The 23,561-nt window shown below is 33.7% G+C and carries 14 protein-coding genes and 1 pseudogene; 9 read left to right on the forward strand and 6 right to left on the reverse strand.

The window, feature by feature from the left end; all coding sequences use genetic code 11:
- Positions 1 to 127: 127 nt before the first annotated feature.
- The 3 genes and pseudogenes from UABHE_RS14500 to UABHE_RS14510 all read left to right on the forward strand — a co-directional run.
- Positions 128 to 5,026 carry a protein kinase gene (locus UABHE_RS14500; protein WP_372371056.1) on the forward strand — a complete coding sequence of 1,633 codons (4,899 nt, stop codon included), beginning with the start codon at positions 128 to 130 and terminating at the stop codon, positions 5,024 to 5,026.
- A gap of 3 nt (positions 5,027 to 5,029) precedes the next feature.
- Positions 5,030 to 5,800 (forward strand): hypothetical protein, encoded by a 771-nt coding sequence (locus UABHE_RS14505; RefSeq protein ID WP_372371057.1) that lies wholly within the window; start codon positions 5,030 to 5,032, stop codon positions 5,798 to 5,800.
- 77 nt (positions 5,801 to 5,877) lie between these two features.
- Positions 5,878 to 6,029: pseudogene (locus UABHE_RS14510) on the forward strand (IS5/IS1182 family transposase); the annotation flags it as partial.
- Between the two features lie 17 nt (positions 6,030 to 6,046).
- On the opposite strand, the gene UABHE_RS14515 reads toward UABHE_RS14510, so the two are convergent.
- From UABHE_RS14515 to UABHE_RS14530, 4 genes are all read right to left on the reverse strand, one after another.
- Positions 6,047 to 6,853, reverse strand: coding sequence for a hypothetical protein (locus tag UABHE_RS14515; RefSeq protein WP_372371058.1), 807 nt, complete (start codon positions 6,851 to 6,853; stop codon positions 6,047 to 6,049).
- A gap of 640 nt (positions 6,854 to 7,493) precedes the next feature.
- On the reverse strand, positions 7,494 to 9,806 hold the full coding sequence (locus tag UABHE_RS14520; RefSeq protein ID WP_372371059.1) for a pentapeptide repeat-containing protein: 2,313 nt from the start codon (positions 9,804 to 9,806) through the stop codon (positions 7,494 to 7,496).
- Positions 9,807 to 9,829: 23 nt separating this feature from the next.
- Positions 9,830 to 11,476, reverse strand: coding sequence for a von Willebrand factor type A domain-containing protein (locus UABHE_RS14525; RefSeq protein ID WP_372371060.1), 1,647 nt, complete (start codon positions 11,474 to 11,476; stop codon positions 9,830 to 9,832).
- Between the two features lie 97 nt (positions 11,477 to 11,573).
- Positions 11,574 to 13,304 carry a von Willebrand factor type A domain-containing protein gene (locus UABHE_RS14530; RefSeq protein ID WP_372371061.1) on the reverse strand — a complete coding sequence of 577 codons (1,731 nt, stop codon included), beginning with the start codon at positions 13,302 to 13,304 and terminating at the stop codon, positions 11,574 to 11,576.
- A gap of 2,005 nt (positions 13,305 to 15,309) precedes the next feature.
- Here UABHE_RS14530 and UABHE_RS14535 point away from each other — a divergent pair.
- The 6 genes from UABHE_RS14535 to UABHE_RS14560 all read left to right on the forward strand — a co-directional run bounded on the left by UABHE_RS14535 (position 15,310) and on the right by UABHE_RS14560 (position 21,962).
- On the forward strand, positions 15,310 to 17,043 hold the full coding sequence (locus tag UABHE_RS14535; RefSeq protein WP_372371062.1) for a hypothetical protein: 1,734 nt from the start codon (positions 15,310 to 15,312) through the stop codon (positions 17,041 to 17,043).
- Positions 17,044 to 17,496: 453 nt separating this feature from the next.
- Positions 17,497 to 18,189: a HEAT repeat domain-containing protein gene (locus UABHE_RS14540; protein WP_372371063.1), complete on the forward strand. Its 693-nt coding sequence runs from the start codon at positions 17,497 to 17,499 to the stop codon at positions 18,187 to 18,189.
- Between the two features lies 1 nt (position 18,190).
- Positions 18,191 to 19,354: a 2-isopropylmalate synthase gene (locus tag UABHE_RS14545; RefSeq protein WP_372371064.1), complete on the forward strand. Its 1,164-nt coding sequence runs from the start codon at positions 18,191 to 18,193 to the stop codon at positions 19,352 to 19,354.
- Positions 19,354 to 20,034: a site-2 protease family protein gene (locus UABHE_RS14550; protein WP_372371065.1), complete on the forward strand. Its 681-nt coding sequence runs from the start codon at positions 19,354 to 19,356 to the stop codon at positions 20,032 to 20,034. Before UABHE_RS14545 ends, UABHE_RS14550 begins: the two co-directional genes overlap by 1 nt.
- 151 nt (positions 20,035 to 20,185) lie before the next feature.
- Complete coding sequence (gene add, locus UABHE_RS14555) at positions 20,186 to 21,226, forward strand: adenosine deaminase (RefSeq protein WP_372371066.1); 1,041 nt, start codon at positions 20,186 to 20,188, stop codon at positions 21,224 to 21,226.
- A complete protein-coding gene (locus tag UABHE_RS14560; RefSeq protein WP_372371067.1) occupies positions 21,210 to 21,962 on the forward strand; it encodes a type III pantothenate kinase in 753 nt (250 codons plus the stop codon). The genes add and UABHE_RS14560 overlap by 17 nt, the downstream gene beginning before the upstream one ends.
- A gap of 19 nt (positions 21,963 to 21,981) precedes the next feature.
- On the opposite strand, the gene UABHE_RS14565 is transcribed toward UABHE_RS14560, so the two are convergent.
- Both UABHE_RS14565 and UABHE_RS14570 read right to left on the reverse strand, forming a co-directional pair.
- Positions 21,982 to 22,275: a hypothetical protein gene (locus UABHE_RS14565; protein ID WP_372371068.1), complete on the reverse strand. Its 294-nt coding sequence runs from the start codon at positions 22,273 to 22,275 to the stop codon at positions 21,982 to 21,984.
- A gap of 10 nt (positions 22,276 to 22,285) precedes the next feature.
- Entirely contained in the window at positions 22,286 to 23,098 is an 813-nt protein-coding gene (locus UABHE_RS14570) for an E3 ubiquitin ligase family protein (RefSeq protein ID WP_372371069.1), read from the reverse strand.
- Positions 23,099 to 23,561 lie beyond the last annotated feature (463 nt).

Genomic DNA, 23,561 nt, shown 5'->3' on the forward strand with positions numbered 1-23,561 from the left:
GCATTTCCCTAAGCCTTTTTAGACCAAAACCACTTAATAACAAAACTTAATAAACATTTCTACCTTGTTTTGTTTCCATTTTGAAGTTATAATAAAAACAAAATTGGTCAATGGTTAGGATTATAACATGAATGAAAAATTTATTTATTATGCTCAGGTATTAAATTTTATAGAAAAAACAGTCAATAAAGAGTCACATCTAGGTTTACTAAATTCGCTTTCGAAAGAGCAAAAAAAAGCTATCAAATTTCTTTTATTCCAGGATCAAATACTACAAAAACTCGTTCTCGCAAAAAAAATAAATATATCTCAAGCACAAAGTGCCCTACAACAAAGTACAACAGCCATACATAACAATACAATCAAGTCTTTTTTTTCTGCTACAGGTGTTACTTTTAATGATTTGCAAGTAACCATTCAACAAAGCCAAAATTTATACAATGAAGAGCAAAAAAAAATAGCAAATCTCATATTACAAATAGAATCAAACAACAAAGTAAAAGAGAAACCACAACATTTTGGACATTATCAAGTCATCCAAAAACTTGGTAGCGGTGGTATGGCAACAGTATATAAAGCATATGATCAAAAATTACAAAGATTTGTGGCTATAAAAAAAATGCATGGTAGTGATCATAAGATACAAGAACGATTCTTACAAGAAGCGCAAATCACTGCAAAACTAAAACACCCAAATATTATTGCTGTCCACGAAATTTGTGAAAAAGAGAACTACATCGTTATGGATTTCATTGACGGTCAACCGCTCAGTCAATCCCTAAAAAACAAACGACTTAACATCCGTCAAGGTTTAGAAAATATACGCGATATTGCTCATGCCGTTCATTATGCCCATAATCAAAAAATTATTCACCGCGATTTAAAACCCGATAACATAATGGTAGAAGTAAAGACAGGACGCTGTGTTGTTATGGATTTCGGAATAGCTAAAAATTTTGACGCAAAAAATAACCTAACAAAAACGGGAGAAATTATAGGTACACCGAGATACATGGCTCCGGAGCAATTTCAAGGAAAAAAAGCCAACATTGGTAGGCAAGTAGATATTTATGCTTTGGGAGCTATTTTATACGAAGTATTAACAAGTAAGCAATTAATACTAGGTAACAATACCATGAATTTGATGTATGAAATTATACATACGGCTCCTATCCCACCTCGTAGCCGTAATCCACGTTTGTCCATGGATCTCGAAACTATATGTCTCAAAGCTATTGAAAAATCTCCTCAAAAACGCTATGTTACCGCCGCGAAGTTTGCCGCTGACATAGACAGTTTCCTAAAAGGAGAAATCATATCTGCAAAACGCAAAAGCCGTTTATATGTGCATTGGCAAAGCCTAAAAAAAAGAAAAAGTTTTGCTGCCACTATACTTTCACTTTTACTACTCATCGGCTATCTTGTATATCAATCAAATTTCGCAGCAGCATATATTAAAATAGTATTAAAAACACCACAACAAGAAATCATTAAAGATCAATACAATATAATCATAAATAAAAAAACAGTAGTTCCTAATTCTAACGGTTACATCAAACTAAATTCGGGCGTCACAGAATTTACAATAAACTCGAAATTATACGAAGAAAAAAAAATTCGTAAAAAAATATTTCCTGGTGAAACAGACATCATTAGAGAAACACTCACTCCTATAAAGGGCACTGTGTCATTCAATTCCGTGTTAGAAAACATTAACGTTTCTTTATCTAAAAATGCACAGCCACCAATCCAAATAAATGCACCAACAACCAATTACGAACTCGATATAGGAAAATATTCAGTTACTTTCTCCAAGCAAAACTATTTTTCCTACACAATAGAAACCGAGGTGTCTAAGAAAAAGCCATTTAAACACAACATACATTTAATTCCAATGAAGATGTGGAGCTCCACAATTTTCGCACAGCCGCAAGCTATTGCTATTGCAAGCGCAGATCTAGACAAAGATGGTTTTGCTGAATTAATATACGGAACTAAAAACGGAGACTTATACTGTTTCAGCTTAAAACTACAAAAACAACTCTGGAAAATAACAAGTGAATTCTCAGAAGAAAATGCAATAGGATCTATACAAATACTAGATATTAATAGAGATGGTATTGATGATATTGTGTGGGCACATTACACAGAGTTTTCGATTATTGATGGTAGAACCCAAGAGCATTTATTCCATCAACTCAACTGGTGGGGACAAGAGTTTATTTTTACAAATGTCAATAGCGATGTGTACCCAGATCTTATTATGTTTCCGCGTTATCAAGGAGTTAGATGCCTCGATGTAATAAATCAAAAAATTTTATGGTCTCAACAAAATTTTATTGCCCGAGATTTCTGTAATCCGACATTTATTTCGAAAAATGAAATTGCACTAACTCAAGGTAACTACTACAAACAAAAGAACAGTGGTATCAGCATAATAAACATTCAAAATGGTCACATAAGAAATGCCAAAAAATACTCAGGCTATACGATGGCGATGGACTACGACCCTAAAACAAAACTATTAGCTCTATTCCATCCAAAGCAAGGTTTACACTCAAAAAGCCTTGTTAGCGACAAACAAAGCTGTTTACAATCAAAAGCCTATCGTTATGTCGATACACCTAAATTTTTTGATATAGACAACGATTCTCGTAAAGAAATAATATCATTCACTGATAAGTTGTATGCTTTTGATACCAAGAACAACAAAATTAAATATACTCTATGGGATCCGCAGCAAGGGCGGTTTACGCGAAATAACTTGCGAAAATACATTATAGATATAAATAATGATAAGATTCCCGAAGTTATTGCTGTTTTTGATCATGTAATCACCATCTCTAATTATAAACAGAAACCCATTGTTTTAAAACTACCTGAAAAAATCATTTCTTGCGTTTTTCTTGATACGAATAATGACAATATCCTAGAAATAATAGGTCTTTCAAGTAAAACACTTTACTGTTATTCTTGTTATCCGATGGAAAAAACATATGTTGTTGACGAAAATACACGCTTAGATAAATTTCGTATATCACCGCATAATAATCACGTTATAGTCTCTACTGTACATGGAAATATCAAAACATTTAATTCGAAAAATTGGCAAAAGCTATCCGAATTTAATGCCAAAGGGAATATAGGCGTTGTATCATTTGCTACAGGTAACATTCTAAAAAAAGATTTAGAAGACGAGGTAGTTATACACCACAATAAAAACATAACATTAGTAAAAAACTCCAAAGAAATCTGGAACACAAATGTAGGTGGAATTCCTCTTGCCAAAGACAATGCTATGGTTCTTCATGATCAAAATGGTGATGGCAACTTAAACATATACAGCAATTTACTATTCGGTTCGATAGTTTGTTTAGAGGCAACGACAGGAAAAATACTGTGGCAAATTAACTGCGGGAGATTATACATACCTCCCTGTTTTATAGACAAAGATTGTATATTTCCATCTGCCCAAGGAATGCACTGTGTAAATGCTAATGGAAAAATCAAATGGAAAACACCTTTGCCATCAGCAGTTGAAAGCCCAACTATGCAAAAATTTGAAAACACAATAATTGTAGGGCAAAAACTAGGCTTCATAACCGCTATCAATATAAAAACAGGACGCGCAACATGGACAAGAAAACTACCATGTTCAATGATCAACTCTGCGCATTTATTTGATATAGACAACGATAAAAATCTAGATTATGTGTGCACCACTATCCGCGGAAAATTAATAGCCTTAAACCCTAAAAATGGCACAGTAAAATGGATAAAGAACAACCCCCACTACCGTACCACTCTTCTAGACAAAAGTAATAATCAACTACTTGTAACAGGAAATACATTTACCGTTGCTAAAATCAATTCTTTTGGTAATAGTGAACAGCAACTCCTTTACCAAGGAATTATTCCCAACAATGCGGCAAAAATCATTGATATTAATAATGATAACAAAAAAGATTTCTTATTCATCAATGATCAAGGCAAACTTGTTTGTATATATAACTGGTCAAAATACCAAAAGCGTAAAAGAAACCTTGTTATTGGTAACAACTCATACACAACACAACTTCTTTACGACATTCAATTAAACAAACTACAAATAAAACCTAATACTCAAATTGCCAAAAATGCCAAATCGTTAAGTGTATCTTTATTAAAAGTAAGTCAGTTTATACAACAAAAAAATTGGCTAAAAGCGAACAATTTATTGCAATCGCTTCAATTTCAATATCCAAAATGTATAGAAGTCAAATTCTTGCGTTTGGTCGAACATATGCACAATAATAAAAAAATCGAAGCCTTAAAAATAATAAAACAATGTACAGATAGATCGCTATTGCATTTTGAAAAACTTTGGGAAAAATACCGTCATATTTTTTCTAACCATGTCAAATTTAAACAGTACACTCATAGCGCCCTATCAAAAAATATCACTCCCTACGAGCAATTAGAAAAAATTTATTGGGGGTTTATATACAACAATCAGCACCGCAAAAGTCAAGACATATTACCTGTGCTAGCAAAATATGATCTTAACAAAGAAAAACAGTACCTCACACAATACAAAAATCTATTGTGGAGTAAAATAGATAAAAACATATCCAGTTATACTCAGTATACTCATATAGAGTATATTGACGCAGCAATTACAGCACTTATAACAGACAATGATCTACATTTTTCAAAAGCTTTGTATAATTTTATATATGGGTACAGTACCTCTTTAAAACAATTAGAAAAAGCAACTGATAAAGCTACATTTCCTAAAAAACAAGCACTCGGATACGCGATATTAGTTCTCTTATCGCCCAACAAAAAAATCCACCTCCAAAAATTTTCGCGTTTAAATTTACAAAAGAGCCAATTTTCTTATAAAATATATAAATGTGTGCAGTCATTCGCGCAAAAAAAACATAAGTCAAAAATAGTAAACAAAACTTTTCAACAACATGCAGCAATGATCAATCAAAATCCCGTTTATTCTTATATATTTAATAAGCTAAGGCAAAGAAGGTAAAAAATGTCGGTAACAAAAAAAAGCGCGTTGATTCAATTTCAACGCGCTTTACAAAAAACAATCAACCAACCAGAATTCAAAAAACTAACCATCCGTTTAGTTAGTAAAGATAAAAGTAAAAATGTTCCCTTATTCAAATGGATGGAAAAAAAAGCGGCCAGTCACGTAACAACATGGCCTGAATGGGCAGCTCTTATTGCAAAAAATACAACAAACAATACAAACAAAAGTAATTTAAAACGCTATGAAAAACAACGCCCAAAACCAACCCAAATAATTCCAGGAGCTTTTCATCTACAACACAAAAAAACCATACAACTACTAACAAAAGACATAAATACCTACCTACAAAAATCAATAATTAATAGTCTGCAAAAATTCGAACAAAGCCCTGAATATAAAAAAGCCGTAAACAATTTTAATAAAACAATTACCCTAAAAAACACACAACAACTGCTCCCCTTAAAAGATATTCTATCCCCAAGTAAGCACCTAGGACAAGAAATAGTAGAAGAAATATTACAGCGCATATCTTCAAATCTAAACGACTTGAAAACACTACCATATCCTTACAGAAAAGACGATCACCTAAGATGGAACCTAGCGATAATAATGCGTGTACAATCCTTATTAAAAACTAACTACGTAGACCGCCTATCGCGTATAGTAGCCGCTGCAGAAAGCAATTTTAACAGAATATTTTGTAAAGAAATCGTAGAAAATGAGGTATTACCGTGTATTGTCAGAGTGATAACCAATCCAAATTTATTCTAAATCTTTTACAATTAAAGATATCTTTCAAAAAAATAACAATACCACGAGAAAAACAACCATTATAAAGAAATAATAAATACGACAAGCATCTCTATAAAGCCAGGTATTTAATAGAAAACTTTTTCCAAAATTAAAGCAATACCTTGCTATTGCTACACCATATAATAAAACTGCTCAGAACTTTTTAGAGGCTATTTATCTGGCTTCTTGTGTTCTTTTACTTTATTGAATGAGGACAGGCTCTAGTTAAAATATTATAGAACATTCTGGTAACAACTCTTTCATTTTTTTTCGCTTATTAGAGCTAAAAAAGCTTTCTCTTAAATTTAATTTTTCAAGAGAGACAAGGCTTTTTATATCTTCCGAAATTTCCTGTATCTCATTGTAACTCATGTCTAATTCGATAAGCGAAGGAAAGTGGGATATTCCGTACCAACTATAGAAATTATTGTGCGATAAATTGAGTTTCTTTAAAGATAAATATGGTTCTTCTCTCTCGACATCGAAAAAATCCTCTTGCACTCCACAATGCGATAGATCAATTTCTTCTAAATTAGGAAATAAAAAAATTACAGATGGAAGACTTGAGTATTTTAATTTTAAAAATCTGATTTTAGTAAGAGATGTAAACAGCTCAAAATCAATATCGCTTAAAACACGACACCCAGAGGAGTAAGATGCTTTATACATTTCATCGAGAGTTAAATTAAGATATTTTGATTTTTTATTTCTTAATATAATCAAATCTGTAACAGCTGATTCACAGCCTTTAAAACAAGGACGTTGGTCATTCCATAAAAATAACAATAACTTTCCAGAAAAACTACAATTTACAAATTCACATTTCTCGCTAGAAAAGCAAAAACACGTATTCCCTTGAAAAGTACAGTTTTCAAAATATACATTCTTGGGCTCATATGGAAAAAGATCATCAGCCCTTATATCCTCATTGTCAGGACACCATTCTGGCGTATATGGAAGATCAATAATACAATCATAATAGCTAGTTTCTTTTTTAATTTGATCAATATTTTTACCGCATATTTTTTTCATTTTTTATCCTAGATTGCCATTGTAGAATTTAAATGTATTTGTATGAGTTTGGTCTACAATGCAGTATAAAACCCGTATCTTTATTTTTCAAGTTGAAATTATTTTTTGAATTTTCATTTCAGGCCAAAGTAAACGGGTTTTTTAAAGAGCTACAATCCGAATTTGTAAGCGCATGTCCCTCTGCATATACAAAAACCTTACCTCTCTCTAATGTCTGATTTGCGCTTTTGAGTTTGTTACTTCCTAAATGCTCAAACACAATATTGTGGTCACGGCCATTTAATTCTTTTTTTGTTGATAATTTACATTCATGTTTCTTCTTCGAGATTATCTTGCTAAACGCCCATAATTGAAATTTTTTGTTTGTCTTCAATTTGTCTTAAATTTCGAAAATGAATTTTCACTATTATTAGCTCTATAGTATGTAAAAACAGTACTTTATACATATTCTTGGAATATCAACAAAAAAAGCATTAAATGGCCGTGACCAATAAGTTCTCTTGTTGATAAAATTACTGCTTTTAATATGGCCAGATCGTTAGAGCCCCTACAACATATTAACCAATAAAAAAGGCGCGCCAGAAATTTAAATTAAATTTCTGGCGCGCCTTTTTTTATCACCTTAAATTTTCGATACAGGCTAACGTATAACTTTGCGTGTAAAAGCACCGACAAACAGCGCCATTGTAAAAATACCGACGAAGGCTTCAATAGTAACAACGTAACGAAACACACTATTTGGTTTGGGAGCCCAATCTCCAAAACCCATTGTTGTAAAAGTTGCGATGCTAAAATAAGCGGCATTGCTCCAATCAAAAACGGTCTTCTCAACACCACTATAAATAAATTCATTAGGAAAATAGCTATAACAGAGAGCAAAGGTAAGTGCTATTACAATAGAAGTAAATGTAATGCGAAATGGTCGTGTACCATAACCACAGCCTAAATCAAGTGTCAAAAAGCTCATCATTCGCGTCAAGGTTTGCCATGGGTGTAGTAAAGAAATTTTTAGCGTTTTGCGCATAGTCTGCTTATAACGAAGGTAAGCTTCGTCTTGATCATCGTATCTGTTTTGTCTTTCAAATATATTTTTGAGTAGAGAATATTCTTCCGCTGCGTCTACATAATTTTTGTTAACAACACTTAATAGCTTACCATCGACTTGTCCCCAAGTAATTGCCATATCTTGAACACTCATTCCAGCGAGTGAAAGCATTCCATTAAACTTGGTTTTATCAAAACTCACTTTAGAATCAAAGATAGCAGCATAAAAACGACAATCGTTATTAAAAACGGCGCTGTGAAAAGTAGTTGCTCCGCGAAAAACGGCATAGCTAAAATTGGTTTCACCAAAAGCGGCTTTTGTGAAATCCGCGCCTTCTTCTAAGCGAACACCTTCCATGTCCAATTTACCGAACACTGCATCGTTAGCAAATAATTTACCGCGAAACTTACTTTTAATCCATTCGATGCCTTGTACAAAATTACTCTCAGCAAAGTAAACTTCGTCATCAAAAGTCGATAATGAAAAGCGCGCTTTCTCCGCGAAATGACAACGAAAAAATAATGTTTGATGAGAAAAGTGCGATTCTCCCCAAAAAACAGGGCATTCAAATTTACAATCAAAAACTTGTAAATCTTTTGAAAAATGAGTTCCTTGGAATTCAGCTTTTTGTGCAAAACAATTTTCTTTCATCTTTACGGAGTTCTTAAAAATGGCCCCTGATCTTTCGCCAAGAGCACCAAAGATAGTTTCTTCGGAGAACTTACATTTTTCAATTTTTACTTCACCACCAAACACAGCATCGCGAACATCTAAACCACGTATTTGGCAGTCGCTTATTTCAAAATCTCCAAAGAATTGCGCATCACGAAAAGAAACGATAAAATCCTCAATTGTCGCTTTCTTGCCTTCTCTCTTCGGCATTTTTACGTTATACAAAAGTACATAGCTATCAAAATGAGCAACATCAAAATCAGCTTTGCAGTTTATAACAACATCCTCGAGGATCAAACTTCCTGAAAATTTTGTTGGAGAAGAAAATTCTTCATCACGTGCTAATTTCTTCTCAAGCTCACTTAAATACTCTCCTCCAAAAAGCATTTCATTTATTTCTACAGATTTAAAACGCACCTCTTGTAAAAAGTGAGTACTGTTACCTATCAATTTATCAATAACAACATTTTCAAAATATACTTTTTCTTTAAAAACTTCATCACTAATGTCTAAAATCGCAATAGAAACATCTCTTATAGCTTCGCCTCGAAGCATCATTTCGATTACTTTTACATTTGAAATATGCATTCGTTCGGTTTTTGGATTATTTATTGCTTCTTTGTGTACAGGTTTTTTAACTTTTCGTGGTACTTTACTATCTATCGTTTGCAAAATATTTTGACCACATTCTCTTGCCATCAAGTCAAAACATTCATAAATGTTATTCTCACTACAAGCACTTACTTCAAAACTAGGATAGTTTAATTTGTTTATTTGTTGCTCTAGTTCTTCTACAGGAGTCAAATTTTCTAAATCGCGTTTATTCCATAAAATAGCGATGGGAATATTTTCGTCCAAACCCATGTCTTTAATATTAAAAAGAAGTTCTTCCCACGAATCAATATTGTCTTGAAATCTACTTTTTTGCGAATCAGCAACAAAAATAACTCCATTTGCACCTTGTAGAACCAACCTTTTCGTTGATTTATATCTCACTTTTCCTGGAACAGCAAACATTCTAATTTTTGTATCCATTCCATTTATTTTTTCTTGTGGAGTTATAGCTGTAAATATAGTACGATCCGATTCTGTTGATATTGTGACAAGATCACTTCTTTTATCCATAGGAGTTCTGTCATGAATTTTTTCAAATGTTGTAGTTTTCCCAGCCATTTCTGGACCATATAGAACTAGCTTAATGTTTACTGACCTGCGAAAAAAATTAAATTGAACCACGTTCTTCTCCGTTTTTATGGCTGTTAGGGATTTTGTATACGCAATAAAGTTCCAGCAATACCAACTAAATCGACAAACTCTTTACGATAAGGATCATCACCTTGTGCGCTTAGTGCTAAACTCCTAACAAGTTCCATAGAAGCGCTACCTTTAAATTGTGAATCACGAAGTAATAGACCATATGCAGCAACTGCTGCGGCAAAACGAAAGCTCGTAGAGGTCTCATTAAGGCTTTTAATCGGCAAAGGTAGGGTACTTGTCAATAATTCACTTGTATCGCCATCAGGAGCCTTGTAGCGCATTTTAAGAGTTAATATCTCATTGGTGAATGATTGCTGAGAAAGTTCTCGCTCTTCTTGGTACTTAAGATCATCGACATTTCCTCCACGCGATACATTCCCTGACGGAACAACTTCGTATAGTGCTGTTACTGTGTGACCAGCACCTATTTCCCCCGCATCCTTATTGTCATCATTAAAATCTTCTGCTGCTAACAAACGATTTTCATAGCCGATTAAACGATAGCTTGCTACATAACTAGGGTTAAACTCAACTTGAATCTTTACGTCTTTTGCTATGGTAAACAAAGTACTACTTAACTCTTCAACAAGAGCCTTACGCGCTTCTGCAAGAGTGTCAATATACGAGTAATTTCCATTTCCTTTATCAGCTAGTTTTTCCATAGTAGAATCGTTCAGGTTGTACATTCCCATGCCTAGCACTGTTAAAAATATTCCGCTTTCTCGTTTGTGTTCTATCAAACGTACTAAACCACCCTCGTTGGAAATCCCAACATTAAAATCACCATCTGTTGCAAGAACTACGCGATTTACTCCACCAGGAATAAAATTTTGCGTTGCTATACTATACGCTAACTGAATTCCCTCACCGCCATTTGTCGATCCACCAGCAGAGAGCGAACTAAACGCACCGAGAATCTTTTGTTTGTCATTACCGGCTGTCGGAGGTAAAACGAGCCCTGCAGCTCCAGCGTAAACAACAATAGAAACAGTGTCTTGTGCGCGCAATTCATCTGTCAACATTCCCATCGCTGTTTTTAAAAGCGGTAATTTTTGTGGGCTACTCATAGAACCTGAAACATCCAGCAAAAAAACTAAGTTCATTGGTGGCAACTCTTGGGCTTCAATTTCATAGCCTTGGACACCAATTTTTACTAGCCAATTTTCTTTATTCCACGGACATTCAGCAACTTCCATCGACCGAGAAAAAGGAACCTTATCCTCAGGAAGAGGGTAGTTATAAGAAAAATAATTAATAAGCTCCTCAATACGCACTGAATCTTTTGGTGGTAATTTATTTTGCGTTAAAAATCGCCGCATATTACTGTAAGATGCCGTATCTACGTCTATTGAAAATGTAGACAGCGGTTCTTTTACTGCGTCTTTAAACTTATTTTCTTGAATATGAGAGTATGACTCTGTATTCATTTGCTCTGGCGTCATTTCTGGCGTGCCCGGTGCCAAACGACGAACAGCCGATCCGGCCATAACCTCATCTCCGGAGAAAGCAGTACTACTGTCAGCAACCATTTCCTTATTCGCAAGCCCCGAAGCAATATAACTAGCTCCTCCTTGAGATCGAGATTGTCTACCGCAACATGTAACAATAAATAACAATCCCACTACAAAAGTAATATATGTTTTTTTCATTTTATCTAACCTTTATAGAAAAACGACCTGTTTCAATAGGACACTTTAAGGCGTGTAGCTATAACATACATCAAAGCAACAAAACTTACATAAGCAATTAGCGACCCATCTTAATTAGAGTATCCGCAATATTTACTAAATCAACAAATTCTCGTCTATAACCATAATAATCTTGTCCTAAAGCACTCATCGCAAGACTGCGAACTAATTCCATAGAAACATTATTTTTATATTGTGAATCGCGTAAAACCATCCCAAAAGCGGCAACAGCTGTAGCAAAACGAAAGCTAGTTGATGTGTTATTGATACTTTTTACAGACGTTTTCAAAACACTAGTAAGAAGTTCGCTTGTATCACTGCTCGGAGATTTATAGCGAATTTTAAGTGTTAAAATTTCATCATTGTAATCATACTGCGGAACAACAATCTGTTGTTTTTGGTATTTTAACGGATCAACAGACGGCCGAAATTGTGCATTGCGTGGGACAATTTCGTAAAAAGCTGTTACAGTGTGCCCAGCGCCAATCTCTCCAGCATCTTTACTATCATCATTAAAATCTTTTGCTGCTAACAAACGATTCTCATAACCAAGCAAACGATAATTCCCCACATATGTAGGATTAAACTCTACTTGTATCTTAACATCTTTTGCAATAGTAAACAATGTACTACCTAGCTCATGCACTAAAACCTTGCGCGCTTCTGCAAGAGTATCAATATAATGATAGGTACCATTTCCTTTATCCGCTAACTGTTCCATCATTCCATCTTTTAAATTTCCCATACCCATACCAAGAACAGTAAGAAAAATATTACTTTGTCTCTTGCTTTCAATAAGTTGCCACAAATTATTTTGATTTGATATACCAACATTGAAATCGCCATCAGTTGCTAATATAACGCGATTTACTCCATTAGGAATAAAATTATCAGCCGCTATTTGATAAGCCAACTGGATTCCTTGTCCACCATTGGTAGAACCACCAGCTTGCAAATTACTCATCGCTTGTAAAATAGCATCTTTGTTACGTCCAGAAGTTGGCGGTAGAACAAGTCCTGCTGATCCAGCATACACGACAATAGAAATAGTATCTTCAGGACGCAATTGATCTGTTAATAACCCCATAGCTGTTTTTAAAAGTGGGAGTTTTTTAGCACTGCTCATCGATCCAGAAACATCGAGAAGAAAAACAAGGTTGGACGGAGGCATTTCTTGTTGTGGAACTTTGAATCCTTGGATACCAACTTGGACAAGCCAATTGTTAGAATTCCAGGGACACTCAGCCACTTCCATTGTTCGTGAAAAAGGTATGCGATCTTCAGGAACAGGATAGTTATAAGAAAAATAGTTAATAAGCTCTTCTACGCGAACAGAATCTTTAGGTGGTAATTGATTTCCAGATAAATAACGACGTACGTTACTATATGAAGCCGTATCAACATCAATTGAAAAAGTGGAAAGCGCTTCTTGTTGTGGATCTTTATAAGAATTTTCTTCAATCTTACCATATTCTTCATTATTTGGTGAAATTTTAGGTACCATATAACTCTCGTTAGAAGTAGCACTTCCCATACTACCATCTTGCCAGTCACCTCCTCCAACATTATTGATTGTAACATTGTTACTATCAGGTATAACCAGTGGATATTCATCTACACTACTTTTCACATAAGCATTAGCACTCATACGTTCGCGGTAACTATCACCATCTTTTGTTGCTTCCGAAACTTCTTGATCACTTATATATACATTTCCGGATCTAGTTGAACAACCAACAACAATAAAAAGCGTTAATCCCCATAACCATAACTTTTGAGTTAAATCCATCGCGTAATCCTCCGTATTTATATATGTACAAAAAAATAAGTGGCTACCTGCGATAGCCACTACGATTGTCATGATTGATACTGCATATTCCAAGCCTTTTACGAATATGAATATAGAAAAATTATAACAAATCAATATCACCAAAATGTCATGACCTAGTAATATTTAGGTAATTTTTACATAACGATTTACGGCACACTATCTGCCAAACTAATTGCGTAGTAAAAGGTTAATTTAATCATACTTTCAAAAAAGAAATGCCATAAAATTCAATATTTTATATCATACTTTCAAAAAAGAAATCGAATTACAGTACTTTCAAACACTACTTTCCACCTAACAAATACCTAAGAAAAAATCGATATGTCCAATATATTTATATCATACTTTCAAAAAACTTTTGCATTCAGAAGCATTAGTCACTTTTAGCAAAAGTAAGTTCCCTTAGGTTCACAAATTCAAACATAAACAAGAATTGTTCTTCTTTTTAAATACCAACACCGCGATAAACACTAAAATAGAATCTAAAAATCTAGTCTTTTATATCATACTTTCAAAAAAGAAATGTCATAAAACCCAACATTTTAATCATACTTTCAAAAAAGAAATTAAATTACCATACTCTAAAATATTACCTGTCATCTAACAAATACCGGAAAAAAACAAAATGTATCGATAAATTTTAATCATACTTTCAAAAAAGAAATACCATAAAACTTAAACATATTAATCATACTTTCAAAAAAGAATTCTAACATAAATAACTGCATTTTAATATAAAATCATAGAAAATACAGTGGTTTGCGATCTATTACACTACATATTAAAAAGAATTCAAAAGTACTAATCAGTTCAAATACGCTAACAAAAATTGCGCATTAATATACCATTTTTTCAAGTTCAAGAAAAATACACGAAAATAATTTATATCATACTTTCAAAAAACTTTAATAACTAAAATTTATTAGGGTAAATTTCTCTATTACTTAATTAATCACATTAAGAAGCGGACAAAGCTCGATTATTTAATCATACTTTCAAAAAACTTTTTAGTAAAAACCTCGATATTCAATCATACTTTCAAAAAACTTTATTCTTGAAAACTCTATCTTACTTTCATAAAATCAGGAAACTTTACCGACAAGGTCAAATATTGATTATTTAATCATACTTTCAAAAAAGTATACATATATAGATATGATTTTTTTCTTCATTACGATAACAAAATTGTGTAAATTAAATATAATAAGATCCTTTTAGATTAACGTTTTTAAAAGAAATAGTAATTAATCATTTTGAAATAGAAATTTAATACGCAGTATTTTAAACTTGCTTGTTTTCTTAGTATGAAACGGTTTTTTAATCATACTTTCAAAAAACTTTAGCATTAAAATTTGCAAAGTCGCGATATTGAGATTATTATTAATAATCAAACGTTGATAACGCAGTAAACATATTGGCGTTATAATATATTTTGCAAACATATATTTTTTCTATATTTAAAAAATACTAGTTAGACTGTCGCACTGCTAGTATCTTTCTTATGTTTATTGATACATCCTTTTGTTTTTCTTTATATATATTATGTCTAAGTTATTGTTGTAAATCTTATATCAAGGCATGGTTTTTTTCTTCTATATCTATAAAAAACCACTACGACTTGGCTCTTGTATAGTAGTAGTATATTATTTATGTTATAAAAGTATAGTAAAGTATACGTTTTGCGAGTTTGCTTATATTATAAGGACCAGAGCGCTATTTTTTTTTCTGAAAGTATGATTACACTTGTTTGAAAGTATGATTACACTTGTTTGAAAGTATGATATTTACTTGTCTGAAAGTATGATTAGATGTTTTTGAAGGTATGAATAGAACCTCAAAAAAATTATTCATTAATAAAATTAATATTATTCTTTGTTTTTGGTACATACCGCGCTGAAAAGCGCTATTTTCTTTTCTGACGGTATGATTAACTTTTTTGAAAGTATGATTAAATAGGTCAATTATGGATTATATGGAGCCTTATGCAAAAGAGAATAACCTTTTGCAATTATCGCTTTTTCATTTTGGAAAAAGAAGACCTGTTCCCGAAAAGACAATTAGTGAGTGGGCTGATACTAGAGGTAATTACAAATTAACTTGTGTATGTCAATATGGCGTTCCTGGGAGTTTTGAACAGGATGTGTATGCTGCATGTATGCGTATATGGGTAAAAAATGGTATGCCTGCAACAAGTATTAAATTAAATTATAGTGATATTGCGCGTGAATTAAACCTAACTCCTATCAAAGCGTGGGTAGGAAAAATTAAAAAATCATTGCGTAAACTTGCGCAGGCTCGTTACGAATTTGTACAATGTTTCATTAAAGCTGATGATGCAGGAAATAAGAAAGTGTCTACACACTTCTCGTTATTTGATTCTGCTAGTTTATTTGAGCACGAACGCGGTAAGAGCAAAAGAATTAGTGAATCAGAACTAATTTTTCCCGACATTATTAAAGGGAATTTAGAAGCTAAATATTATCAATTATTAGATATGGTTTGGTATCGTGCTTTACCAGAAGGATTGTCAAGGCGTTTATATGAATATTTAGCTAAACGTCATTATCACAATGTTGATGGGAAGTTTACAATATCAGAAGAAGCATTGTGCCGCTGGTTACCTATTGTTGATAAGAATGTAACAAATCGACGAAAACGTTTAAACAAAATCTCGAACTCTTTAATCGAAAAAGGTTTTTTATCGAGCTATGTGTTTGATAAGAAAAAGAAGTTGTGCATTTTTGAATATGCGAGAAATGCCACTCCTAAAGTACATGATATTATGAGTTCTTCTGGGCAAGAAAGCGCTAAAGATTGTATTGTTACAGCAGAAGAACAGGCTGTGTTTGTCGAATTCTTAGATTGGATTAATAACATACCTTATTTTCATAAGAGCAAAAAAAGAGATATAGCGTCTTTACCTATTTCGAAAGTGATTGGTTTGTATCCTACTATACGTCAAAGTTATGAAGAATTAGTAAAAAATAATGACAAACCTAAAGCTGTGTGGATTCATAAAGAGTTTATGAAAGATGCCAAGAAGAAAGATTTACAGATAAAAAGGATTGCTCCTGTTGATAATTCCCAGTTGTCTTTGTTTCAAGATGAGCCTGAATCAGTAGAGTTAGATTATGATTTTGATCAAGGAAATCAAAGTAAGATTGAAATGGATATGGAAGCTCTTTTCGAAAAAATGAATATAAAAAAATGTTCAAATGCTTTGAAGAAAGTGGTAAAAAAGTGCTACGAACTTCATGGATTTGAGTATGTAAAGTGGAATATTCTTTATGCAAATAATTATGCTAAGAAAAATTATTCTCCGTATTTACAAAAAGCGCTTGCAGAGAATTGGGGAGAAGAGTGGGCTGAGCAAGAAAAAGCTCGTATTGAAATTGCCCAAAAAAGAGAAAAAGAAATTGTTGAAAAAATCGAATCAAAAAAACAGGAAGATAATGATATTACAGAGTTAAAAGATAAATTCCAGGTGAAAATAAATCGCTTACGCAAATCAACAAAGAGAAAACTTTGGCTGGCAGCAGAGGATGAAGTTCCTAGAGATAGTATTGGCCGTGGAATGAATGTAAAAATTGCTTACAGTAAAAAACTTTTACAATATGTAAATAAAAAAAGTACTGAATTCCCAGAGAAAGTTGTAAAAGAACTTAGTTTTATCAAAGAAATTGCTTTTGAAGAATAGAAAAGCCAAGACAAAGTCTAACAGACATGCTAAAAATGACACCAATATAACTAAACGATAAATGTTAGATATTCGTAGTTCTCTGAAATAAGATTCTATAGAAACCTAAAATTCCACTGATTTTTGCCCAAGTTAAGATTTGGTTATTTTGAAGTGGAATTGAAGATGTCAAAGCGAAATTAGAACTGATAATAACACCTTTCTCGTTGCCAGACCTTGTTGTCAACCTCCTCTAAACCAATTGTACCAGCCTTATCATCCAACAACAATTCTAAATCGTTTCCTTTTGAATATTTGCAATATGCTCTAACAAAGCTGTTAATAAAAATTATAAGAAAAATGCTTTGTTATTCATACTCCAGAAAAAGTTTGGGTATTTTTCTGGAATATCATTGCGAAAGTTTTAAAATAAGTTCATGGTATTCGCGTTCGTTTAGATTGTAGGACAAAAAGATGAAAGATGATATTAAAGACTTAGTGCAAAAAATTATAGAGGAAGAGGACGGAGAAATTCGCAGCGAATTATGCGAGGTTTTAGTTGGTTTTAAACAGGAAGCCGTACTTGCAATACTTCCGTGTTTGCAGAACGAAGACTGGCAAATTCGTTATCGTATGATTCGAATTATAGCGCAAATAGGTGTAAAGAACAAAGATGGATTTTTGAGTGTTGAAGAAGCTTTCTTAGTAGAAGAAGATGATGATGTTCGCCGTATGATGATGCAATGTTTACTTACAGCACAAGTACCGATTGTTACTGATTTTTCTGGGGATGTTAAAGGAAAAAAAACTAAAAAAATCTGGAAATTTGCGGGTGAAGAAGCGGAAACAATTAAAGAAATGTTTGCTGAAGAAAATATTATTTACCGTGAACATGTTGTTTGTTGTGGACATCCCGACTACCCTTCTTATCGAGAAGAGGTAACGTTTGAAGTAGTTGAAGATGAATTTGATAAAGCAATAGGAATTTTGAAAGATTTTTTTGGTTTGGGTTCTGGAAGTGGTTTTACAGGAGAGTGCCCAGCGTGCGGTACAGAAATTGAAAGTGCAGCTACATGTCCTGAGTGTGGGCTAAATTTAGAAATGGACCCTAATGAGGTGATTCAATATCATCCTTTCGGAGAGTTCTTGAGTAGTTTAGGTGAGTAAAATGGTCAAGATATTAGACGCAACTTTGCGCGAGGGCGAACAAACTCCAGGGGTTTATTTTGAAGGGCATAACAAGCTCGCCATTGCTGAAAAACTTGATAATATAGGTGTTGATATTATTGAAGCAGGACACCCTCTTATCAGCAAAAATATATATAAAGCTGTAAAACAAATTGCTAATATGGGACTAAAAGCAAAAATAGCAGCACATTCGCGTTCAACTAAAAAGGATGTTGATACTGCTTTAGATTGTGGAGTTGATTTTCTTGGAATTTTTTATTGTGTATCGAATGCAAGATTAGATGGCGTTTTTAAAAAAGACATTTCTTATGCTGTAGACCAAATAACTAAAATCATTGCCTATGCTCGAGAACAACAACCAGATCTTACTATTCGTTACACACCTGAAGATACTGTACGTTCTAATTTTGATAATGTAGCGCAGGTTGCAGTGGCTGCTGTAAAAGCAGGTGCAGATATTATTAGCATTGCGGATACCACTGGGTATATGATACCGGGAACAGACCGTAGTATGTATGATTTTGTGGTAAAATTGAAAGCAGTATTTACCAAAGAGAACCTTTCGCCGCAAATAGCTGTGCACTGTCATAATGACCGTGGTTTAGCACTCGCAAATGCTATAGATGGTTATCGCGCAGGAGCAGATATTATTGATTGTACTGTTCTTGGAATAGGTGAACGCGCGGGAATTGTTGATTTAGCGCAATTATTGGTATTATTGCGTGAAGATTTCGAAATAAAAACCGATTGGGATTTACTACGATTAAGTAATTTATATGAATTCGTGAGTGAGTATGCCGATATTACTATTGCAAAGAATTTACCTATTATTGGTAAAAATGCTTTTACACATTGCGCTGGTGTTCACACTCATGCTGCTGTTATGAATCCGATACACTATCATAGCCTTGCGCCAGAAGTTGTGGGGCGTAAGATGGAAATATGCTTGGATCACATGTCGGGCATTTCGTCTGTTAAGTATGGACTAAAACGCATTGGTATGGAAGACATTTCTGATTCTTTTACAATGCAGGTTCTCCATGAAGTGAAGTCTATTGGTGAAACAGGTCGCACAGTTAATGATCTAAAAGAATTAGAACGGATTGCTTTGTGGTGTAAGCAAAATGTGGAGGACACATTGTAATGTGGAATTTATTTTTTCATATGCATGAGGACCACTATATAAGTTTAGCGTACTTTTTTGCAATGATCTTTATTTTTTCTGGATTACATGAGTATGCTCATGCTCGAATTGCTTACGCTTGTGGGGATGTGTCTGTAAAGAATCGCGTTACGTTAAATCCTTTTAAACATATAGGACTTGTAGAAACAATTTTGTTTCCGGCTCTTATTTTATATATTTCTGATTATCAAATTATTTTTGGAAGTGCAAAACCAGTCCCTATCAATATTGAATTGTTGCGTAGGCGTGGACGTGATACGATGTCAGCGGTTCTTGCTGGTCCTGGAATGAATTTTTTCTTAATAGTGACAACTTTAGTTGTGATGATTATTAGTAAATTTTTTATGACACCAAAAGAATTAAGCTCTAGTTTCCTTGTAAATTTTTTAGGTAATTGTGTGCTGATTAATGCACTACTTGTATGTTTAAACTTAATACCTTTTCCTCCTCTAGATGGTTTTAAGGCATTTTGCGGATTTTTGCCGCGTTGGAGATTTTTTATCATTTTAGATTTGATTGGTATTTTGGCTTTGCTTTATGTTTTTTGGAACTATCCGCAGTTCTTTATGACAATAATGAATGATTATGTCAGACCTTGTTGGCAATTTGTATGGAAATGCTATTTTCATTTTCCTGTATAGAGGGACTTGTAAAAGTAATTTACTTGTTGTAAATAAACCATTGATTTAAAATGTAAATTCCATGGTTACGAAAATTATTTTGGATGTATCAAGTAAACGAATACTTTACTATAAGTACCATAAACAATAATCTAGATATGTAGGCTCGTCTATGGAAATAACCAAAAAAGATATTCTGTCTGTACCTAAAAGTGAGTTGCACTGTCATTTAGACGGTTCTGTTCGCATAAATACAATTATTGATATAGCTCGTGAGTACAAAATTGATTTGCCCAGTTATGAAGCTAACGACTTAGAAAAAAATCTTATTTGTGGACGAAAAGTTCTCGATTTAGTTGAATATCTTGACGCTTTTCGCATGACTTTATCCGTTATGCAAGAAAAAGAATCTTTAGAACGAGTTGCTTTTGAATTAGCGGAAGATGCAGCGCTTGAAAATTTATGGTACTTAGAAGTACGTTTTTCTCCTATCTTGCATTCTAACAAGGGGCTTAGTTACGAAGAGATTGTCGAGTCAGTGTTACGTGGTTTTGAAAAAGCGCAGCAAAAATACAAAATTAAAGTAGGACTTATTATTTGTGCTATGCGTCAAAAATCGGTAGATGAAGCTCTTGTCATGGCCGATTTATGTATTAAATATCGCGATAAAGGTGTTGTTGCATTTGATTTGGCCGGTCCAGAGGCAGGAAATCCAGCGAAAAAATATCGCAAAGCTTTTGCTGTAGTAAGAAAAAATTTAATTAATCGAACTATACATGCTGGAGAAGCATTTGGTGCGAAAAGTATTTTTCAAGCAATAGAGCTAGGTGCACAACGTATTGGTCATGGTATTACGCTTTTAGAAGATGAAAAACTATCGAAATATATAAATGATCATCGTATTGCGCTTGAAGTTTGTTTGAAGTGCAATACCCAAACAGGGATTCCTTTAGAAAAACATCCACTTCCAGAATTTATAAAGCAAGGGCTATGTGTTACTCTTAATACTGATAATCGCCTTATGTCTGCAACAACACTTACTGATGAATACTTACTTGCCATTGAAACATATTCTTTGAATTGGAATGATGTGAAGCAGCTTACTCTTAATAGTTTTAGTAGTGCTTTTTTACCATTTAGTGAAAAACAAGTTATGCTAAGTGAGTTACAAAAATTTTGGGAGGAAAAAGCACCTGATGTGTTGGGCGATTGATGTTGGAAATACTCATTACAAAGTAGGGATTATTAAAAATAATAAGGTCGTCAAGGTTTATCGTTTTAGAACGATACGCGATCAATCTATTGATGAATATTATTTTCAACTGCGCAATATTTGTCGCGAACATAGTATTGCAAATATACCAAAACTGTGGATTGCAAGTGTTGTACCATCAGTAACCATTGCTTTTGAAATGTTGAGTAAAACCAAGAATATTGACGCTGCTTTTATTGATACACAGAGTTCTTTTTCTTTTAGTTTAGATGAACGTATAGGTAAAAAAATAGGCGCAGATATTCTTATTCTAGCTGAAGCAGCTGTTGATATTGTTGGCGAAAATGTCATTATTGTTTGTGCGGGTACGGCAACAACGATATTTGCTGTTGTTGAGGGGGTTCTTATTGGAGGCGCTATAGCTCCAGGAATTAAAGGTTCTGTTGAATCACTTATTGATAGCGCAGCGTTATTAAGTACGACATACTTAGAATTACCAGAGAAGGCTATTGGACAAACAACAGAGGGGGCAATGAGTAGTGGAATTCTTTATGGTTTCGCTGGACTTGTTGATGGACTTATTACTCGAATGAAAAAAGAAATTGGCAAAAATGATATCCCTGTTGTTGCGAGCGGTGGAATGATCAGTAAAATTGAGCGCGCTTCATGTGAAATTGATAGTGTTTATCCTGATTTAGGGATGAGAGGTATTTTAAGTTTGGCGAAAAAAAATTAGGGCATTATTGCCCTAATTTTTATACGCGTTCTAAAATTTTTTCTCCTTGTCCCAAATGAAGCTGATGCGCTTTTTTTTGTGGTTTCCAACCTTTTTGTAAAGCAATTTTTATAAGGCTTTGAACATCGGCAGGAGTGACTGATGTTGCTTCGCCATTTTGATCTTCCCGATGAAAAGCAACGACTATACGTTGGCCTGGTTCGTCGGCGTATTCTGCAACAAAGTGCAAACCTTTTTTATCTGTAGCTACTACCCAGCGGTACTTTATATCATCCACTGTAATAACACGAGATCCTTTTTTACGTAGAGCCATTATCTATCTCCTATGAATAGTTCTTAAGCGCAATTAAAATTAGTGTGGCAGAAGCTATAAAAAATACATAAGCAATGATGGCCATCCATTTTGCTGTACTTTGTTGACTACGTATCAGCTGTTCTTCTGATTTTGTTGATATAATGAAGGGACTTCCTGATGCGACAGGTTTTCTTATCGATAAAGTTTTATCGTTACTAGATACTTCCCCTAGTATGTATAGTTTTTTATCTAGTGGTACAATACTTTCTTTTAGACGATAACCGATTGTACGATTTCGAGATTGATTAGTAATGACTCTTGCAAGATCTAGTACCATGTTACCCATTGCTAAATTATTGTTGCGAGGATGGCGCTCTAGTTTATTAACTACTTGCACTGTATCCATATCTGCTCCTTCACCTTCAATGAGAATTTTGCCGGTCTCATCTTCTAAGTAAAAGGGAATATGACGTGTGTCTTTTGTCATTACATCACTACTGCGTCTTCTTCTTGTAACACTATTACCGTTAGAATCTCTTTCTTTGTAGGTTTCTTCATATTCATGAGTGACTTTGGTATCATAGTAAACGCATTCTCGTTTGGATAATTCGCCGATTAAGGGTTTTTCGCAAACGATTTTACCTTTGACTTCTACTTGTTCTCTATACTCTTCGTTTGCGTTTTGCCCTTTACTGTGATGTAGACGATCTTCAAGTTGTTTTACTGTGGATGTAGGGGTGTCAATCATGTTTTGTAGTTTTTTTATTGAAGAATTACGTATGAACCAGAAGATGATTCCTATAGTTCCTGTAATTCCAGAGGCGACGTAATAAGCTGTCATTTAATTTTCCTTGTTAGGCCAGTTGTTTTGGCAGTTAGGGGTTTGAAGTAATTGGTGGTAGTGCTTAGAGTTTGTTATAAAATTATTTTAAGGTACAGCATTGTTCCTTTTAACCTCTAATTTGGTTATTTTTTAGGATCAACATTTATTTTTTCAACAAATTCGGTAATTTGAAACACTAGGGCGTGTCATCAATACAGATAAAAATATAACGGATTCATTTAATGATACGCCAGTAGTATTGAGCCCGAGCCCGTTTGCGAGCCCGCGCCCGAAAACTTTTTGAGAGCGACAGAAAGTGATTTATTGGTTCAATACTAGTTTTTTGCGATGGAAAAAGAAACTTTGCTTCTTTGATAAATTGTTAGTGAAAGTTTCGGAAACGGGCTCACAAACGGGCTCGGGCTCGAAAAAACACACAATATTTTGAATGATGATACGCCCTAGTTTTATGTTTTCAAAA

The sequence above is a fragment of the Candidatus Uabimicrobium helgolandensis genome (assembly GCF_041508025.1).
Classification (GTDB): Bacteria; Planctomycetota; Uabimicrobiia; order Uabimicrobiales; family Uabimicrobiaceae; genus Uabimicrobium; species Uabimicrobium helgolandensis.

Excerpts from the sequence above, each read along its gene's own strand:
- UABHE_RS14500 (WP_372371056.1), top strand. The coding sequence starts at position 128 with ATGAATGAAAAATTTATTTATTATGCTCAGGTATTAAATTTTATAGAA.
- UABHE_RS14505 (WP_372371057.1), top strand. The coding sequence starts at position 5,030 with ATGTCGGTAACAAAAAAAAGCGCGTTGATTCAATTTCAACGCGCTTTA.
- UABHE_RS14515 (WP_372371058.1), bottom strand. The coding sequence starts at position 6,853 with ATGAAAAAAATATGCGGTAAAAATATTGATCAAATTAAAAAAGAAACT.
- UABHE_RS14525 (WP_372371060.1), bottom strand. The coding sequence starts at position 11,476 with ATGAAAAAAACATATATTACTTTTGTAGTGGGATTGTTATTTATTGTT.
- UABHE_RS14530 (WP_372371061.1), bottom strand. The coding sequence starts at position 13,304 with ATGGATTTAACTCAAAAGTTATGGTTATGGGGATTAACGCTTTTTATT.
- UABHE_RS14535 (WP_372371062.1), top strand. The coding sequence starts at position 15,310 with ATGGATTATATGGAGCCTTATGCAAAAGAGAATAACCTTTTGCAATTA.
- UABHE_RS14540 (WP_372371063.1), top strand. The coding sequence starts at position 17,497 with ATGAAAGATGATATTAAAGACTTAGTGCAAAAAATTATAGAGGAAGAG.
- UABHE_RS14545 (WP_372371064.1), top strand. The coding sequence starts at position 18,191 with ATGGTCAAGATATTAGACGCAACTTTGCGCGAGGGCGAACAAACTCCA.
- UABHE_RS14550 (WP_372371065.1), top strand. The coding sequence starts at position 19,354 with ATGTGGAATTTATTTTTTCATATGCATGAGGACCACTATATAAGTTTA.
- add (WP_372371066.1), top strand. The coding sequence starts at position 20,186 with ATGGAAATAACCAAAAAAGATATTCTGTCTGTACCTAAAAGTGAGTTG.
- UABHE_RS14560 (WP_372371067.1), top strand. The coding sequence starts at position 21,210 with ATGTGTTGGGCGATTGATGTTGGAAATACTCATTACAAAGTAGGGATT.
- UABHE_RS14565 (WP_372371068.1), bottom strand. The coding sequence starts at position 22,275 with ATGGCTCTACGTAAAAAAGGATCTCGTGTTATTACAGTGGATGATATA.
- UABHE_RS14570 (WP_372371069.1), bottom strand. The coding sequence starts at position 23,098 with ATGACAGCTTATTACGTCGCCTCTGGAATTACAGGAACTATAGGAATC.